Here is an 18438-nt window from a genome sequence, read left to right on the forward strand (position 1 = left end):
AATAGTATTCCTGGGTGAAATTTAGGAATCTAATTTTAGTATTTATTCTCTCTCTCCCTAGCGAGGCCGAGAAAATGAACTTTAGGTAACATAAGCTTGGGTGTCTTATTACTACTATCTTATTTAAATGATGAAGCATAAAAAGCTCCTCGCTTTCGCTAGTACAAAGTATTAAGTATTGAGTAGTTAGATTTGTTATGTACTAGCCTGCACCTCCTTAACTCAAAAAAGATTAATTCTTGGTAATATTACGTAATGGCGTGTGTCAAAATTTATTTAATTCCGAGATTCAGCTTTTTTTTTCAAAAAAGCGCGGAGTTTAAAAACCGATTTTTAGATGTATTCTAAAAAATATATCGGAGAAGGCGCCTTCGCCAACGCTACAGCTGGCTCCTCTAAACGTAAGGTACACCGGTACCTTACGTTTATCGACCCTGTTTCTTTGGACAAGCAATGAAACCGACGAAGGAGGTTCATGAATACCAATAAAAAACAAATAAAATCCAATGAACTAAACCGACGAAGGAGGTTCATGAATACCAATAAAAAACAAATAAAATCCAATGAATCAAATCGCAGATTCACGAAATCCTTTAAAAAATCAATAAAAAACCATTTGAGTAAATTGAACAAACACTAAAAGCAAGGAAGAAACCCCATAGCGTAGTTAATAAGCGCTTTTGTGATATACAAAAACACTCCCGTAAAGAGCACAATCCATAATACATTAAACCAATGCGGATTATATTTCACATTATCTCTTTCAAGCCCTATTTTTGCAAAGAATACAATAAATCGATTTATAAAAATGGTTGAAAATTTTAAAGACCTTGTTTTCAAATATCTATTAAAACTAGGAATGAGCGAACAGGTGGCTGCCTATATCAATCTTATCCTACTCCTTGCCGTACTGCTATTTGTAGCTGCCCTGTTGGATTTTATGATCTGGAAGATTCTAAGGGGATTTTCGGTCCGACTTGCAAGACAAACAAAGACCAATTTCGATAACTATTTAGTGGCGCACAAAGTACCGCGATTCCTTGCCCGCGTCATTCCCTTGATGATGTTGGTGGAATTTGTTCCTTTAATTTTTTCCGATTTTCCTTTCTGGGAAAGCTTTATGCAGAAACTACTGCGGGTAAGTGTGGTAATCCTTACCCTTATCATCGTAAAAAGTATCTTTAGAAGTATCAATGATCACATAAAAACCTTACCAAGGTTCAAAGACAAACCTGTGGACAGTTATGTACAGGTGTTTATCATCTTTGCTTGGCTACTGGGCATACTTACCATATTTGCCATCGTTACCGAAACCACCGTTTGGGCCTATTTTACTGCTTTAGGCGCTGCCTCAGCCGTAATCCTATTAATATTTAAAGATTCCATCCTCGGGTTTGTAGCCAGTATACAGGTGAGTATCAACGATATGGTCCGTATAGGGGATTGGATTACCTTTCAAAAGTATGGTGCCGATGGGGACGTAACGGAAATTACCTTGGCTACCGTGAAGGTGCAGAATTTTGATAAGACCATTACTACCATTCCCACCTATGCCTTGATATCCGATTCTTTTAAGAACTGGCGGGGCATGGAAACCTCGGGCGGAAGACGTATAAAAAGGTCCTTGGCCATTTGTCAAAAAAGCATTCGCTTCCTTACCGAAGAAGATTTAAAAGTATTGCGAAAGATTCAGCTTATAGAACCCTATATAGAACAACGGGAAAAACAGATAGCGGAGTTCAATAAGAAACACCAGTTTAACCGGGAAATCCCTATCAACGGTCGTAATATGACCAATTTTGGGGTGTTTAGGGAATATACAACCCAGTATTTAAAGAACCATCCGGGCGTAAATCAAAAAATGACCCTTATGGTGAGGCAATTGAGTCCCACCCCACAGGGCATCCCTTTAGAAATTTATGCCTTTAGCTCCGATAAAAGGTGGGCAAATTATGAAAATGTGATGTCCGACATATTCGACCATCTCCTTGCCGCCATTCCCTATTTTGATCTAAAAATCTTTGAATACCCCACTACTTTCATCGCCTCCCCCAACCCGGAACAGGAAGTTGTTTCTAAGTAGTACAAAGTAACAAGTAACAATTAGCATGGTTCAGTGTTCAGTAATCAGTAAACAGTAGTCAGTAGTCAGTAGTTAGTAGTCAGATTTTTACAATAAACAATTACCAATGTGATTAGTGACCGATGATTAATTATAGGAATTGAATAGCCCCGTGATACATCACGGGGAATAATAGTAAATAAAGAAAATCGGCTTTAGCCAAACCTTAAAGGCTACAGCAGAGCCTTCGTAACTTCATTTAGTTAGTATCAAGTACAGAATTGCGGCCTGAGATAAAAGCATTTATAGGACGCTGACTCCCTAAACCAGTCAAATTCTCCTACCTCAAAAAACAATTGAATAGCCCCGTGATGTATCACGGGGGTTTAAAGCAAAACAAATGAAACGGCTTTAGCCAAACCTTAAAAGCTACAGCAGAGCCTTCGTAACTTCATTTAGTTAGTATCAAGTACAGAATTGCGGCCTGAGATCGGAGCATTTAGATGACGCTAACTCCCTAAAGCAGTCAAATTCTCCTACCTCTAACAAAACAATTGAATAGCCCCATGATGTATCGCGGGGGTTTAAAGCAAAAGAAACGGCTTTAGCCAAACCTTAAAAGTTACAGCAGAGCCTTCGTAACTTCATTTAGTTAGTATCAAGTACAGAATTGCGGCCTGAGATCGGAGTATTTAGATGACGCTAACTCCCTAAAGCAGTCAAATTCTCCTACATCAAAAAAAAACAATTGAATAGCCCCATGATGTATCACGGGGATTAATAGTAAATAAAGAAAATCGGCTTTAGCCATAGCTTTCGCTAATACAGCCTATTACCTATTGCGTAGTGACTTGAGTAAAACGAACAAACCTACAAAGCAAGGAAGTCTACTATCGGGATAATTAGGCGGTATCTTTGTAAACCATAACCACCCCTCACACTCCATTCAAAATAAATTCAAAATAGTAATAACAACAAATCTTCCTATATTAGTATCTTCACAATTTTACAAACTAAAAAACCATATTCAAAAATGATCATAGATTCCCATCAGCACTTCTGGAAGTACAACCCCAAAAAACATGCTTGGATAAACGAAGAAATGTCCGTTATCCGAAGAGATTTTCTCCCCTCCGACCTACAAACCGTGTATGCCGAAAATGGCGTGGATGGTTGCGTAGCGGTTCAGGCGGACCAAAACCTGCAAGAAACCGATTTCCTTTTGGAACTGGCACATGATAACGACTTCATAAAAGGCGTAGTGGGCTGGGTCGACTTAAGAAATGAAAACGTGGAGCGCGATTTGGAGAAATACGCCTCCGATAAAAAACTAAAGGGATACCGACATATTGTTCAGGGAGAAGAAGACCATAATTTCCTTTTACGACCTAATTTCCTAAATGGAATCTCCAAATTAGAACAATACAATGCGGTGTATGATATCCTGGTCTTCCCCCATCAGTTGAGTGCTACGCTGGAGTTTGTAAAGCAGTTCCCTAATCAGAAATTTGTGATAGACCATATTGCCAAACCCTATATTAAAGATGGCTTTTTTGATGGATGGGCAGTGCTGATGAAAGAAATAGCAAAACAAGAAAATGTCTACTGCAAAGTCTCCGGCCTGATCACCGAAGCAGATTATAACAGCTGGACGCCAGAACAGATGCACCCTTATATGGAACTGGTACTAAACGCTTTTGGGCCATCTCGTTGTATGTATGGCTCCGATTGGCCCGTTTGCCTCGTCGCCGGAAAATACAGCCAAGTAAAACAACTCACTACCAACTTTATCGCCTCCCTCAGCGCTGAGGAACAAAAAGCTATTATGGGAGGGAATGCGGTTTCTTTTTATGGTCTGTGATTAGTTCTTACCAGTTTTTGTAGTATTGAGAAGTTAGATTATTTGGTGCAAGCCTTGCAATTATTTAACTATGATCTGTATAGCTTGATCATAGTAGTTAGTAGCCTGCTCCTATTTGTACCCAGAAAAAGTCATTGCCCCATGCCCTAAAGGGTGGACTTTTCCTTGCATACTATATTAGGATAAGTTTTCGATGGTTTTAATGATAAGAAGAGTGAGAATTGCTCTTTAGTCAATAGTAGAAAACTAGTTAAGTGATAGACGCTGTATGTCCCTGATATTAAAAATGAAGCAGCCAACTTCATAGATACTTAAATAGGAATTGAATAGCCCCGTGCTTTATCACGGGGATAAATAGCAGTTCATAAAAACGGCTTTAGCCAGAACATTAGTAGTACGTATTGAGTAGTTAGATTTGTTTGAACAAGCTCGTAACCTATTACCGTGAAAAATTATTCCTTGGTAATACGAAGATTACCCTTTACCAAGGGTTTCAGCCTTTAGTATTGATGATACGTCTCGCCTGCACCTATTTGTACGCAGAAAAAGTCATTCCCCCATGCCTAAAGGGTGGAATTACAAAATTGAAGCAATTAGCATTTCGAATGAACGCTAGTGAAAAGAAACCGAAGGTTCACGAATACCAGTGAAATAAAATTGCCATTAGCTAAATCGCACAAGTAGCTAACGCGGCGTTCAGTGACCAGCAATCAGTAATCAGTAATCAGTATTCTGTTCAATTAACAATAAAAATTAGTAATTAGAAATGCGTCCAGCCCTCAGTGAACAGGCGTAAGACGGGTTCCATAAATGACTAAAAAACCCATTATCAAATCAGCCCCCATTGTTACATTAAATAACGGTTACATTTCCAAATTAACGCATCTACAAAATTTCAAATTATCTCCCAATTAGTACATTAAATAACGGTTACATTTTCACATTAATATCCCATTTCCAAATCATCACCTCTTCAAATTACCAAATCGAAGCAATTTCCACATTAACCCCTCATTTTCAAATTAACACATTAACGCATTTCCAAATCAGCCCCTATTGGTACATTAACCAATAGTTAAATTGGTACCTTTAAGAATAGCTGTAGTACTCAATTATTACATTACCACACGCCCATTTCACCCTCTCAAGCACATCCTAAAACACCCAAGCCCCTTAACATATTTCCCTTTTAATCAGCATGTTAGACACGTAACCATAAAACAGACTGTTTCTAAATTAAAACGGATAAGCCAAAATGTTAAAAAATTTTAACGTACTCCCTTTCTGATAAAAAAAATAGTATACTTTTGCAGGTTAGAAACAATACTTAAATTAAATATAAAAATTTCTTATTTTTAATAAATTTCCCCTCAAGAAATAACATGAAAATTCATGTAAAATAAATAAATAATAAGAATGCTCTTATTTAATTAATGGCCGTCATGACTAATATTGAATACTTATCCACTCTGCTTTCCAACAAATACATTTTGGTTTTTGTAGCTATAATTGTCTCGTTCTTAGTGTCTTTGCGCTCTTACCCTGTCATGATACTTTTAGTGAATCGCAAGCGACTTTTAGATTCACCGGTCAATAGGAGTATGCATACTAAAAGAACCCCTACCCTAGGCGGAGTCATTGTATTCATTATATTTTCTATCACCCTCATTATAATGGCCCTACTTTTAGGACTGCCCCGAGAGAATCTATTGGATATTTTAGCCATTCTTGCTGGTACCATCCTCCTTATGTCGGCCGGAGTGAAGGATGACTTGATCGGCATCTCCCCAAAAAAGAAATTAATCATTCAAGTATTTGCGGCCAGTGTGGTGGTCATACTGACCGATCTTAAAATTACCCATGGTTATGGCATTTTTGGCCTGGAAGAATTGCCTTATATTGTTTCTGTTTTACTCACCATATTCATTTTTATCCTGGTTATCAATGCGTTTAACCTAATAGACGGATTAGACGGACTAGCGGGAACCATAGGCATTATTACCAGCACTGCTTTTGGAATATTCTATTTTATGGAAAACAGGACGGCGATGATATTGGTTTCCTTTGCTTTAGTAGGATCCCTTATGGGGTTCCTAAAGCACAATTTATCCAGGAAGCGCAAAATATTCATGGGCGATTCTGGTTCCATGTTTGTGGGCTTCCTGTTGGCCTATCAAGCCATTTCTTTTTTAAATTATAATACGGCGGAAATCAACGAGCAAGCCTTCGCACAAGCGCCAATCATGGCTATTGCCATTCTTTCGTTTCCTTTATTGGATACCCTTAGAGTGTTCTGCATCCGCATATCCCAAAAAAGGAGTCCATTTAGCGCGGACCGGAACCATATTCGCCACCGCTTGCTAGACATGAAATTCACACACAAGAAAGCCTCTCTTATCCTTGGCTTCCTTAATTTATTGGCCATCCTAGTTGCCTTGCTAATCAGCGGCCTATACATTAACCTACAGTTATATATTCTAATTGTTGCTATACCCGTTATCTATAGCTCCCCTTGGCTTTTCACCCGTAAAAAAGGCAAGCTTCGCTTAACCGTACCAAGACGCATCAAAAGGCTAATCACTGGAACCAGTGGGGACTAGAAAGTATTAAGTATTAAGTACTACGTAGTTAGTAATTAGAATTGATACTATTAGGATTGATATAGTAGTATTGAGTAGTTAGATAGGGTTCAGTAATCAGTAACCAGTCGTCGGTAAACAGTTCTTCTAGTATGGAGAGGTGAGCACTGAATATTTAGATATCCATATTAATCAATTGTTACATTAACACATTTTCAAATTTTCACATTAGTTTATGCTCTGGTACGTACTTTACACCAAACCACAAAACGAAAAGAAAGTCGCGCTTCGCTTACAGCAGATGGGCATAGAAGCCTATTGCCCGTTGCGCACGGAAATACGTCAATGGAGCGATCGTAAGAAGAAAGTAGAAGTACCCCTATTACCCTCCATGATATTGGTAAATGTAGCAGAGAAAGACAGAAATAGGGTCTTTGAGGTACCTGGCGCCGTGCGCTACATGTTTTGGCTAGAAAAACCCGCTATTGTGACTCAGGAAGAAGTGGAAGCCTTAAAAGAGGTTCAATCCGCTAAAAATGGCCACAAAATGGAAGTACAGGCCATCAAGCCTGGCACCAAATTAAACCTCTCCGAAATGGGATTCAAAGCCCAAGAAGGCACCGTAAAATACGTTTCCGGCAACCAGTGCTGGGTGGTTTTGGAAGGCCTGGGCTACGTTGTAAAATTAGAAATCTAATTTCAGTAGTGAGTAGTGAGTATTAAGTAGTTAGATATGGTTCAGTAATCAGTAACCAGTCGTCGGTAAACTGTTCTGTACATCCCTACCATATACTGACCACTTAATAGGAATCAGTTGTTCTCAAAAAGAAATTAGATTTCAGTTTCCCCTCGCTAAATCTCGAGACTACTAAAAGCCGGCGCAGCCAAAATCCCCTAAACACAAAATAGTGTTCAGTAATCGGTGAACAGTAGCCAGTAGTTTTTCTATAAATTGTCTGATGGTATAGTCCTCATTGCTTTAGTGTTTTTTTGGGCGTTCCCCTATCGGGTCGCTCTTTCCGCTATAACTTTTTTGGTAATAACTCTTAAACAATATGCTTGTTTTTTTTGAGCATTATCGTAACACCTACAAGGTTTACTAAACCTTGCAGGGTTAGTAACCACACATCTATAAGAACAAAAAAGGTTGCCGCTCCAATAGCTAACGCGAATTCAATAAACAGTTATTAATTAGCGCTATCATTAGTCTTATGATGTCAGTAATGAGTAGTGAGATAAATTGATTTTCAGTAGGCGGTAATTAGTAGCGTTTGTATTTGTTCCCTAGGTTATATTCCTCATTACTTTAGTGTTTTTTTGGGCGTTCCCCTAGCGGGTCGCTCTTTCTGGTATATTTTTTTGTTGGTCAAAAGACCTCTAAAAAAGATGCCGCTTCAATAACTAACGCGATATTTAATAAACAATAACTTTCGTGTTCATTAGACGTTCTTATTCTGTGTAGAAGAATCTTTTCACAACAATCTACTAGCCAAAAGCAGGCGCAGCCAAAATCCCCTAAACGCAAAGGACCGAAAAGCAAATGCAACGATTTGCATTTAAATTAAGGGGCCAGATGTCGCGCAGGATGAAAGCTCCGAAATCAGGAGTGCCGATAGGGACGACGCGGAGTTTCAAAAACGGTTTGTTAAAATAGAAGCTGTATACTACGGTATATTCCTTTTCTGTTAACGACTAAATACTTTAAAATTTAAAGATATAAGCACTAACTTTCTACTGTGCTATTCCTGATCTGCAGAGGACCGAAAAGTAAATGCAACGATTTGCATTTAACTTAAGGGGCCAGCTGATGCGCTGGAGGGAAAGCTCCGAGATTCAGCTTTTTTTATTTTAAAAAAGCGCGGAGTTTTGGAACTGATTTTAGATTTAATCTAAAAAATTCCTCAGAGAAGGTGTCTTCGCCAACGCTACGGCTGGCTCCTCTAAACCAAGGGACACTGTACCTTCGCTTTTCGGCCCTGGTTCGTTTTTTGGGCGATGCAAAAAACCGACGAAGGAGGTTCACGAAATCCTTTAAAAAATCAATAAAAAACCACTTGAGTAAAATGAACATATACTCAAAGCAAGGAATCATCTATTTATTATAGTTAGCTGTAAGCCGGCGCAGCCAAAAATACTTGAACGCAGAATAATGTATCAAAGCTCCGAGATCAGGAGCGAAGGCACGTAGCGACGCGGAGTTTGAGCCATAGTTTTTCGACCTCGTTGTCGAAAAAATTCATTGGTCAAGGCGCCTTCGCCAACGCTACAGCTGGCTCCTCTAAACCAAGGTACACTGTACCTTCGCTTTTCGGCCCTGTTTCTTTTGGGCGAGCAAAAGAAATGAAAAATTACTCAAAGCAAGGAGGAAACAACATAAATTAGTAAACCATTGATTTTGTGAATAATAAGCAAACCCACATAAACCACACCGTACCTTACATGCCGAAATGGCTTTTTCCGGTAACAAAATTATCAGTCAGTTCGATCGAACCATAGTGAGGAGAACTCACACAAGTAGCTAAACGGAACCTAGCTATGATGAGAATTTTCATCCCTTAGAAAAAACGTCCCATTTCAAAATCAACAAATTACCAGTCAGTTCGATCGAACGACTGTGAGGAGAACTCACAAGTAGCTAAACGAAACCTAGCTATGATGAGAATTTTCATCCCTTAGAAAATGCCTCCTATTTCCAAATTAACACATTAACACATTCCCAAATCAACACATTGCCAGTCAGTTCGATCGAACCATAGTGAGGAGAACTCACACCAGTAGCTAAACGGAACCTAGCTATGATGAGAATTTTTAATTCTTGCGACAAGCACCTAAATATCAAATTAACACATTTCCAAATTTCTAAATTAACCCATTAACACATAAACTAATTTCCAAATCACCCACCCATTGTTACAATAGCTAATTGTTACATTAGTACATTGACTCTCCCATTTTCCAATAAATAAGTTTCATTAACTATGTTAAAAGCCTTACATTTGCCGATTCAAATTCCTGAAAATAGCAGTCAAAACGGTGAACCCATAATGGGACTCACAGCGGCGGAGCCGTGGAAAGATGCAGGGAGATTGCACTGTAAAATAAATCCTAACACCTTAATTTACAGGCGATAATAGGTATATTGCAAAAATTAAATCGTTTAATTGAAAAGATAAATCTAATACCAATTAGTAAACATTAATACACCATAACGTATAAATTCCTTTAATAGTATGAACACAGAAATAAAAATAGCCGTTATAGGCCTAGGTTACGTAGGTCTACCCCTAGCCCGATTACTCGCTACCAAATATCCTGTAGTAGGATTCGATATCAACGCCCCTAGAGTGGCTGCCCTTAATGGCGGACATGATAGTACTTTAGAGGTGGAAGACGATGTACTACAGTCTGTGTTGTTAAAAGAAAATCCGTTAAAGGGAACTAGTGAAGGTGCTAATACAACTGGTTTGTTCTGCTCAGCCAACCTGGAAGACATTGCAGATTGTAACTATTATATTGTTACTGTACCCACTCCCGTTGATAAAAACAACCGTCCAGACCTTACCCCTTTATACAAAAGTAGCGAGAGCGTTGCCAAGGTATTAAAGAAAGACGATATCGTAATTTACGAATCAACCGTATTCCCAGGAGCTACAGAAGATGAATGTGTGCCGGTGTTGGAAAAGCATAGCGGACTAAAGTTTAATGAAGATTTCTTTGTAGGCTACTCTCCAGAGCGTATTAATCCGGGAGATAAGGAACATACGGTAGAAAAAATATTAAAAGTTACTGCTGGTTCTACGCCAGAAACCGGACAAAAAGTAAATGAGCTTTATAAATCGGTTATTATTGCCGGAACGCATTTGGCACCCACCATAAAAGTAGCGGAGGCTGCTAAGGTGATTGAAAACTCGCAGCGTGATATCAACATTGCCTTTGTAAACGAACTAGCGAAAATATTCAACATCATGGATATTGATACGCAAGCGGTATTGGAAGCAGCGGGTACCAAGTGGAATTTCCTTCCTTTTAAACCAGGATTGGTGGGCGGACACTGTATTGGGGTAGATCCGTATTACTTGGCACAAAAAGCACAAGAAATGGGATACCATCCAGAAATTATCTTAGCTGGCCGACGTATGAACGACTCCATGGGACCCTATGTAGCCTCGGAAGTGATTAAGTTGATGTTGCAAAACGAAATTAAAATAAAGAGTTCCAAAATATTAATTTTAGGAATCACCTTTAAAGAGAACTGTCCAGACGTGCGGAATACGAAGGTAGTAGATGTAATTAAGGAATTACAATCATACAGTACCGAGGTTACCATTTATGATCCTTTTGCCACTCCATCAGAAGTAATGCACGAGTACGGCCTAACCACTACTCAAGAGATTCCAAATGATAAGTTTGATGCTATCATTCTAGCCGTAGCACATAATGAATTCTTAGACATGGATCTAGATGCCCTAAAAGCAGACAATGCCGTGGTTTATGATGTGAAGGGTATATTAGAAGGTAAAGCCAATAGAAAATTGTAAATAAAATGCGAATTAATGCGAAGTCCTGCGAATTAGGCGAATAGAAAATGACAGACATCATCTTCAAGGGGGAGAGCTATAACATCATCGGTGCATGTATGAGAGTACATACCGAGTTGGGTGCTGGATTTCTTGAAGCTGTTTATCAGGAAGCATTAGAGAAAGAATTTAGAAGTAGTAATATCCCATTCGAAAGACAGACGAAGCTATCTATATACTATAAAGAAGAGAAGCTTAAAAAGTACTATATAGCCGATTTCCTGTGTTTCGATAAGATAATAGTGGAATTAAAAGTAGCCCAGTACTTAAACACCGCCGTACAGGCGCAACTAAAAAATTATTTGGTTGCTACAAATTCAAGATTAGGTATAGTAGTTAATTTCGGGAAGAGTTCCTTGGAATACCAACGTATCTTAAATTCCAAAGCTGCCCTTTAATTCTCATATCACACAATTCGCATAAACACATATTCGCATTAATTCGCCCCAATTCGAAAAATTTGCATAAAACATAAACAAAATGAATACTGAACAATTTAGAAAGTTAGAAGGAAAAAACATCTTAGTTACGGGAGGCGCGGGTTTCATCGGTAGTAATCTCTGCGAAGCCCTACTCTCCCTCGACGCTAAAGTAACCTGTTTGGATAATTTTGCAACGGGTCACCGTCATAATATAGCCCCGTTTTTAGAGAAGGAGAACTTTACGCTTATAGAAGGTGATATTCGAGATTTAGATACTTGCCACAAAGCTTGTAAAAACCAAGATTTTGTATTGCACCAGGCGGCTTTAGGTTCGGTACCACGTTCTATTAATGATCCTATTACGAGTAACGACGTAAATGTAGGTGGGTTTTTAAATATGTTGGTAGCGGCGAGGGATGCCGGAGTGCAGCGTTTTGTATATGCTGCTAGTTCCTCTACCTATGGAGACCATGAAGCCTTACCAAAAGTAGAAGAAACTATTGGGAAGCCTTTGTCACCATATGCCATTACGAAATATGTAAATGAGCTATATGCAGACAACTTTTTCAGTACGTATGGCTTAAATACGATTGGATTACGCTACTTCAACGTTTTTGGAAGAAGACAAGATCCTAATGGTGCTTATGCGGCAGTGATTCCCTTATTTGTAAAGCAATTTATGAAACACGAAAGTCCATTGATTAATGGAGATGGTACTTACTCACGTGATTTCACCTATATAGACAATGTAGTACAAATGAACTTACGCGCTATTACGACCGAAAATAAGGACGCGCTTAACCAAGTGTACAATACTGCCGTAGGGGATAGAACCACCTTGGTCCAGTTGACCGACTTGCTCAAAAAGCATTTAAGTGCTTTTGATGCGGAAATAGCAAAAGTAGAAATTAAACACGGTCCTAAGCGTAAGGGAGACATCCCCCACTCTTTGGCTTCTGTAGATAAAGCAAAGCGATTATTAAATTATGAACCAAGCCATGCCATTGATAAAGGGATTAAGGAGGCAGTGGAATGGTATTGGGAGAATTTAAAATGATATAAATTAAAATACATGAGCATAATAATGATTTAATGGAAATTTTCTAATAATGAGTTTAATCAACCAAGCCAAAAAAGGTGTTTTTTGGACTTTCTTGCAACAGTTTAGTGTATTAGGAATTAATTTTATAGTACAAATTTTTTTGGCAAGATTGCTATTACCATCTGATTTTGGCTTGATTGCTATGATTACTGTGTTTGTAGCGGTAGGGCAGAGTCTCAGTGATAGTGGAATGACCTCTTCATTAATACGTAATAAAGTCAATACAGAAGCAGATTATGGCACAGTATTTATAACAAATTTTGTTGTAAGTTGTTTTATATTCGTTATGGTTTATTTTTTTGCCCCTGTGGTTTCCAGTTTCTATGAGCAAGAAATTTTAACAGACTTGCTAAGAAGTTACTCCTTAATATTTATCATCAGCTCATTTTATGCAGTTCAAATTGCAAAGTTTAGTAAAGAACTTAATTTTAAATCACAATTTACCTACCAACTGCCTTCTGTAATAATCGGATCAATAGTGGCTATTATTATGGCGAAAAATGGATTTGGTGTATGGAGCTTAATAGGTCTTAATATTACACAAGCCATTTCGTTTTCTATTATTTTATGGCTTTTTTATAAATGGAGGCCAAAATTTATTTTCGACAGAACGATTTTTCGTGGTCATTTTAATTATGGGTACAAACTCACTATATCCAGTTTGCTAACTAATCTTTATTTGAATTTATATAAAATCATAATTGGTAAATTATTTACACCTGCAACTGTCGGATATTTTAATCAAGCCGACGGTTTAAGGCAATTCCCTGTAAATCAACTATCCAATGTGTTTAATAAAGTTTCCTTTCCTTTATTTGCAAGTATACAGCATGATGATGAAAAACTTAAAAATTCATATAGAATTATCTTAAATGTGGTGTTATCATTGAGTTCATCTATAATGATAATATCCATATTAATTGCAGAACCCCTTTATCTAGTTGTGTATGGATTCAAATGGTTGCCAGCAGTACCATATTTCCAAATTTTATGCTTAGCGTCTATTTTTTTACCTGTGAATATTTACAATCTAAATATTTTAAAAGTAAAAGGAAGAACAGATCTTTATCTTAAAATAGATGTTATTAAAAAAATTATTGGTGTCGCAGCACTTTTATCAAGTTTGCATTTCGGCATAGAAGGTATAGTGTGGTCCTTATGTTTGACAAATATATTTTTTGCATATTTCAATGGTTTTTTTTCAGGCCAATTAATCTCCTATTCTTTACGAGAACAATTTGCCGATACTCTAAGGGTTATTTCAATTGCAGCAATTCCTGGTATCATTAATTATATCTTAATCCAGTTATATTTCAATCATTTTCCTAATTTACTATTTATAGTTGTGGTTGTAACACTTTATATGGCAGGGTATATTCCGTTATTATTTATTTTTAATAAAACTTTCATTAAAAATGTTAAAAAAGTTCTGCAATCAAAGAATATCGCTTAAATAAAATTATGGTAAAAACAATTATACTTCACTTTATTAGTAAAGAAAAAATCACACAGATTGTACGAAAATTTAATTTTATAAAAAATTACACAAGTTTTTTCAGTAATTATTGGACAGACATGAAGCTTTACTACAAGTATTCTTCAATATATAAAATTGATGATTATAAAAAGATAGAGGCTAAAATCATTCTTCATTATCATTCTATTGAAAAAGGATTAATTCACAATCCAATCCGACCAAAGTTCGCAAAAGATAAAATTAAAGAATTACATAAGTGGTTAAAACACCAAAGCGTTGTTGATTTTTATAGTAATTCTCAAATTCAAGTAACATTTAAAATTTTAAAACAGTACTATGAATTGCACGAACAGCTAAAGGTGGATATATCGGATTATTTTCCAAATAGTTTATATATATTGTATTGTAAACTCATTAATACTAATGAAACGAACTTTTCAGGTAGTATAGAGTTTGATAAGAAAACTTTTTATATGAATACTGATTCTGCATTTGATAAATTTTCGAATTCAAGGAAAAGCATTCGAAATTTTACAGGAGAGCTAATCTCTGAAGACCTAATAGAACTTGCAATTACTTTATCTTTAAATTCACCTTCGGTTTGTAATCGACAATCCTCTAAAGTATACCTAGTAGATGATTACCAAAAAATTCAAAACATATTAAAAATTCAGGGAGGATTTGCTGGTTTTTCGGATAATGTCAAACAATTATTAATAGTAACAAGTAGTAGAAGTTATTTCTACACCTTGGGAGAGAGGAATCAATTTTATATAGATGGTGGAATTTATTTAATGAATTTACTATACTGTTTGCATTATTATAAAATTGCAAACTGTCCTGCCAACTGGGGAAAAACTACAGATTCAGAAAAAAGATTATCTAAAATTATTCAGCTTCCACCTGAAGAAAAAATTATTTGTCTAATTCCCATCGGAATTGCGACAGCCCAATTTAAAGTTCCCAAATCCCAAAGAAGAGAACGGAAAGAGATATATCGCAAATTATAATGTAGGTTAAGGGTTTTAAATATTGAATATACATATGAGCAACACTAAAATGAAAATAGGCGTATTAACACAGCCTTTACATGACAATTATGGAGGACTTTTACAAGCTTATGCTTTAAAAGAAACCTTACAATCTTTAGGCCATGAAGTAGTTATCATTAATCGTAGAGGAAAAGAGAGATCAAATTTCAGAAAAATTGCATCGATTATCAAAAATAAGATTAAAGGAACAGAACCAAATCCCAAAACGTTGCTTTCCAAAGAGGACAAAAAAATAATTTCTCAAAACACCTTAGCATTTAGAAATAAATATATCCCGAATCTTTCAAGGCCATTTACAAGTGATAAAGATATGAAAAATCTAAACAGTATGGGTTTTGATGCTTATGTGGTAGGTAGCGACCAAAGTTGGCGACCAATTTATTCCCCTTCAATACAAAATTATTTTTTAGATTTCGCGAAAGATGAGGAAAAAATTAAACGTTTAACTTACGCAGTATCTTTCGGCGTATCCCATTGGGAATTTACTGAAGCTGACACAAAGGCTTGTGCTACTCTCGCAAAAAAATTCGATGCAATATCAGTTAGGGAAGAGTCAGGAATTCATCTTGTAAAAAATTATTTAGGAGCTGAGGCAATTCATTCTTTAGATCCAACGATGCTCTTAAAAACCGAACATTATCTAAAAATCACAAAAGCTGAAAATGTCATGAATAATGATGGAGATTTAAAGGTCTATATTTTAGATAAAACCGAGGAAAAGCAAAGATTGATTAATTCGATAGAATCTAAATTAGGTTTAAAACAATTTGAAGTCATGCCTAATAAAAGAATTCAAAAAGATAAGGTTGATAAAATTGAAGATTATGTATATCCTAACCCTGCTAAATGGATAAAGGGGTATGAAGATGCGAAATTTGTAATAGCCGACTCATTTCATGGAACCGTTTTCGCTATTTTATTTAATATTCCATTTATAGCGATTGGTAATAATCATAGAGGAATGGCCAGATTTGAATCACTATTAAAAATGTTTGGATTACAAAACAGACTTATAATTGATCCGCAAAATATTGATGTGGATGAAATTCTCAAAACTGATATTGATTGGATAAGAGTAAATGAGATATTAAAGCAAGAAAGAGAAAAAGCATTAAGGTATTTGAAAATGAATTTAAAATAATGTTCTCAATAATTATTCCATTATACAACAAAGAACTGAGTATTTACAATACGATACAATCAGTGCTAAACCAAACATTTGAAGAATTTGAAATCGTTATTGTAAATGATGGATCAACTGATAAGAGCGTAAATATTGTTGAAGGTTTCAAGGATAAACGAATTCGATTAATTCCACAAAAAAATCAAGGAGTTTCAGCTGCAAGAAATACAGGTATCAAAGAAGCAAAGTATGAATGGATCGCTTTTTTAGATGCTGATGATTTATGGATGGCACACCACTTAGAAACACTAAAGAAAATGATAATTGTTTATCCTTATCTTAAAGTATTCAGTACGTCCTATATTTTAAGTAATAAAACTCTTCCTAGGAAAGAAGATAATTCTATATTAGTAATTAAAGATTATTTCAAAGAAGTTTTCAAATTCCATTTCTTTTGGACCTCTGTAACTTGTATCCATAACTCCGTATTTAATTCGATTGGCACTTTTAATATAAATTTAAGCAGGGGAGAAGACTTAGAATTATGGGCTAGAATTGGTAGGAAATATGAATTCGGGCGATCAAAAAGAATTACGGCAATCTATCGAATGGATGCAGAGAATAAAATTAGTGTCGGTAAATCTAAATATAACAAATCATTTCTTTCAGTTATTAATCTAAATGGTACTTATGGATATGAAAGGCGTTACTTAAAAAAACTATTATTTCAAAGAATTAAAACAAATATTAAAACATATGATTTGAAAGGTTTAATTAATATAGTAGTAAAGCAAAAATTTGAATTATTTAAATAAATATTAATTAAAAAATGATAAATAGCTTTATAACGTACTTATATAGACGTTTTTTCACTCCAAATATATACAAAAGAGTACAACAACTAAGAGTATTTGATATCACAAATCCTGAACAGAAAAAAAATCATCAATTAAAAAAACTTGAAGAAGTATTAAAAATAGCAATTAATAAAGTTCCTTTTTACAAGAAAATGAATCTACCCATCCATATTAAGGACATTTCCTATGAGGATTTTCGAAAAATACCAATTATAACTAAAGAATTGATAAGAGATAATTCAAGTGAATTATTAAATGGAAATTATAAAAAACTAACTTACAAAAATACTTCCGGTGGTTCGACTGGTGAGCCACTAGAATTTTATCAAACAAAAGAGCAAGGGGTTTATGGAACTTTAAATTATTATTATGCTTTACAATTAAATGGTATTCGAGGATTTGAAAAATCTGTGGATTTATGGGGAGCAGAAAGAGATATGCATAAAATAAAGAAGAAGTTTAATTTTAAATCATTAATCTATAACAAAACCAGTCTCAATACCTTTATCCTTAGTGAAACTATAATAGAACATTATGTTAAAATATTAAACAAGAAAAAACCAGTTTTTATAAAAGCATATGTCCATTCGATATATGAAATTGCTAAATATATAAATTCTAAGTCAGTGAAAATAAACTTTAAACCAGTTATTCATTGCACAACTGGACCCTTATATCCAGAAATGAGAAATGAAATTAGCAAAGCATTTAATCAAGCCTACGTTTATAATTTCTATGGCTCAAGAGAAGTATCAGCAATAGCAACAGAAGTTAAAGGATTAGAAGGGATGTACGTCTTATTTGACAACGTATTTGTTGAAATTCTTGATAGTGATAATAATCCAGTTCAACATGGAGAGGAGGGTGAAATAGTTATTACCACGCTTAACAATCATTATATGCCTTTAATACGATACAAAATTGGAGACAGAGCCATAAAAGGCGATGATTCAAATTATGGCGTATTGCTTATGAAAAAGGTTGTAGGACGAACATTAGGAGTTATACATAGGGAAGATGGTTCTCAGTTGGATGGTCAGTTTTTTACTTCATTATTTTTTAACAAAAAAGGAATTAAATCCTTCCAATTAGTCCAGAAATCAATTTACGTTTTAGTTCTATACGTAGTGAAAAACAAAAATTTTAATAGTAATGAATTGGAGGAAGTAATATTAAGAATTAAGGATGAATTGCCAAATGTAACTATACAGTTGCTTTTTGTAGATAAAATTAATTTAACCAGCACAGGGAAAATCATGTACGTATATTCTGAAATATAAAAAAATCAGCAATTTATCGTTTTATTAAATATATTTTGTTGAATAG

At 35.6% G+C, this 18438-nt stretch carries 12 protein-coding genes; all 12 read left to right on the plus strand.

Going from position 1 to position 18438, the window contains the following annotated elements:
• Positions 1 to 808: 808 nt before the first annotated feature.
• A complete protein-coding gene (locus G466_RS0119545; RefSeq protein ID WP_026815123.1) occupies positions 809 to 2083 on the plus strand; it encodes a mechanosensitive ion channel family protein in 1275 nt (424 codons plus the stop codon).
• A gap of 1012 nt (positions 2084 to 3095) precedes the next feature.
• Positions 3096 to 3923: an amidohydrolase family protein gene (locus tag G466_RS0119550; protein ID WP_026815124.1), complete on the plus strand. Its 828-nt coding sequence runs from the start codon at positions 3096 to 3098 to the stop codon at positions 3921 to 3923.
• A 1442-nt stretch (positions 3924 to 5365) separates the two neighbouring features.
• Positions 5366 to 6523, plus strand: coding sequence for an MraY family glycosyltransferase (locus G466_RS22835; RefSeq protein ID WP_169720777.1), 1158 nt, complete (start codon positions 5366 to 5368; stop codon positions 6521 to 6523).
• A 214-nt stretch (positions 6524 to 6737) separates the two neighbouring features.
• A complete protein-coding gene (locus G466_RS0119560; RefSeq protein ID WP_026815125.1) occupies positions 6738 to 7199 on the plus strand; it encodes a UpxY family transcription antiterminator in 462 nt (153 codons plus the stop codon).
• A gap of 2533 nt (positions 7200 to 9732) precedes the next feature.
• Positions 9733 to 11040, plus strand: a complete 1308-nt coding sequence (locus tag G466_RS0119570) for a nucleotide sugar dehydrogenase (protein WP_026815127.1) — start codon at positions 9733 to 9735, stop codon at positions 11038 to 11040.
• 47 nt (positions 11041 to 11087) lie between these two features.
• A complete protein-coding gene (locus G466_RS0119575) occupies positions 11088 to 11477 on the plus strand; it encodes a GxxExxY protein (RefSeq protein WP_026815128.1) in 390 nt (129 codons plus the stop codon).
• 82 nt (positions 11478 to 11559) lie between these two features.
• Complete coding sequence (locus G466_RS0119580; RefSeq protein ID WP_026815129.1) at positions 11560 to 12558, plus strand: SDR family oxidoreductase; 999 nt, start codon at positions 11560 to 11562, stop codon at positions 12556 to 12558.
• 52 nt (positions 12559 to 12610) lie between these two features.
• Positions 12611 to 14056 (plus strand): lipopolysaccharide biosynthesis protein, encoded by a 1446-nt coding sequence (locus G466_RS0119585; RefSeq protein ID WP_026815130.1) that lies wholly within the window; start codon positions 12611 to 12613, stop codon positions 14054 to 14056.
• Between the two features lie 8 nt (positions 14057 to 14064).
• Positions 14065 to 15090 (plus strand): nitroreductase family protein, encoded by a 1026-nt coding sequence (locus G466_RS0119590; protein ID WP_051315794.1) that lies wholly within the window; start codon positions 14065 to 14067, stop codon positions 15088 to 15090.
• A gap of 34 nt (positions 15091 to 15124) precedes the next feature.
• Positions 15125 to 16273, plus strand: coding sequence for a polysaccharide pyruvyl transferase family protein (locus G466_RS0119595; RefSeq protein WP_084419014.1), 1149 nt, complete (start codon positions 15125 to 15127; stop codon positions 16271 to 16273).
• A complete protein-coding gene (locus tag G466_RS22840; protein WP_051315795.1) occupies positions 16273 to 17070 on the plus strand; it encodes a glycosyltransferase family 2 protein in 798 nt (265 codons plus the stop codon). Before G466_RS0119595 ends, G466_RS22840 begins: the two co-directional genes overlap by 1 nt.
• Before the next feature lie 14 nt (positions 17071 to 17084).
• A complete protein-coding gene (locus G466_RS0119605) occupies positions 17085 to 18392 on the plus strand; it encodes a phenylacetate--CoA ligase family protein (RefSeq protein ID WP_026815133.1) in 1308 nt (435 codons plus the stop codon).
• The last annotated feature ends 46 nt before the right edge of the window (positions 18393 to 18438 follow it).

This window comes from Arenibacter certesii DSM 19833 (assembly GCF_000429545.1).
In the GTDB taxonomy this organism is placed as follows: Bacteria; Bacteroidota; Bacteroidia; order Flavobacteriales; family Flavobacteriaceae; genus Arenibacter; species Arenibacter certesii.

Excerpts from the sequence above, each read along its gene's own strand:
- G466_RS0119590 (WP_051315794.1), top strand. The coding sequence starts at position 14,065 with ATGGTAAAAACAATTATACTTCACTTTATTAGTAAAGAAAAAATCACA.
- G466_RS0119605 (WP_026815133.1), top strand. The coding sequence starts at position 17,085 with ATGATAAATAGCTTTATAACGTACTTATATAGACGTTTTTTCACTCCA.
- G466_RS22835 (WP_169720777.1), top strand. The coding sequence starts at position 5,366 with ATGACTAATATTGAATACTTATCCACTCTGCTTTCCAACAAATACATT.
- G466_RS22840 (WP_051315795.1), top strand. The coding sequence starts at position 16,273 with ATGTTCTCAATAATTATTCCATTATACAACAAAGAACTGAGTATTTAC.
- G466_RS0119595 (WP_084419014.1), top strand. The coding sequence starts at position 15,125 with ATGAGCAACACTAAAATGAAAATAGGCGTATTAACACAGCCTTTACAT.
- G466_RS0119570 (WP_026815127.1), top strand. The coding sequence starts at position 9,733 with ATGAACACAGAAATAAAAATAGCCGTTATAGGCCTAGGTTACGTAGGT.
- G466_RS0119560 (WP_026815125.1), top strand. The coding sequence starts at position 6,738 with ATGCTCTGGTACGTACTTTACACCAAACCACAAAACGAAAAGAAAGTC.
- G466_RS0119545 (WP_026815123.1), top strand. The coding sequence starts at position 809 with ATGGTTGAAAATTTTAAAGACCTTGTTTTCAAATATCTATTAAAACTA.
- G466_RS0119550 (WP_026815124.1), top strand. The coding sequence starts at position 3,096 with ATGATCATAGATTCCCATCAGCACTTCTGGAAGTACAACCCCAAAAAA.
- G466_RS0119580 (WP_026815129.1), top strand. The coding sequence starts at position 11,560 with ATGAATACTGAACAATTTAGAAAGTTAGAAGGAAAAAACATCTTAGTT.
- G466_RS0119575 (WP_026815128.1), top strand. The coding sequence starts at position 11,088 with ATGACAGACATCATCTTCAAGGGGGAGAGCTATAACATCATCGGTGCA.
- G466_RS0119585 (WP_026815130.1), top strand. The coding sequence starts at position 12,611 with ATGAGTTTAATCAACCAAGCCAAAAAAGGTGTTTTTTGGACTTTCTTG.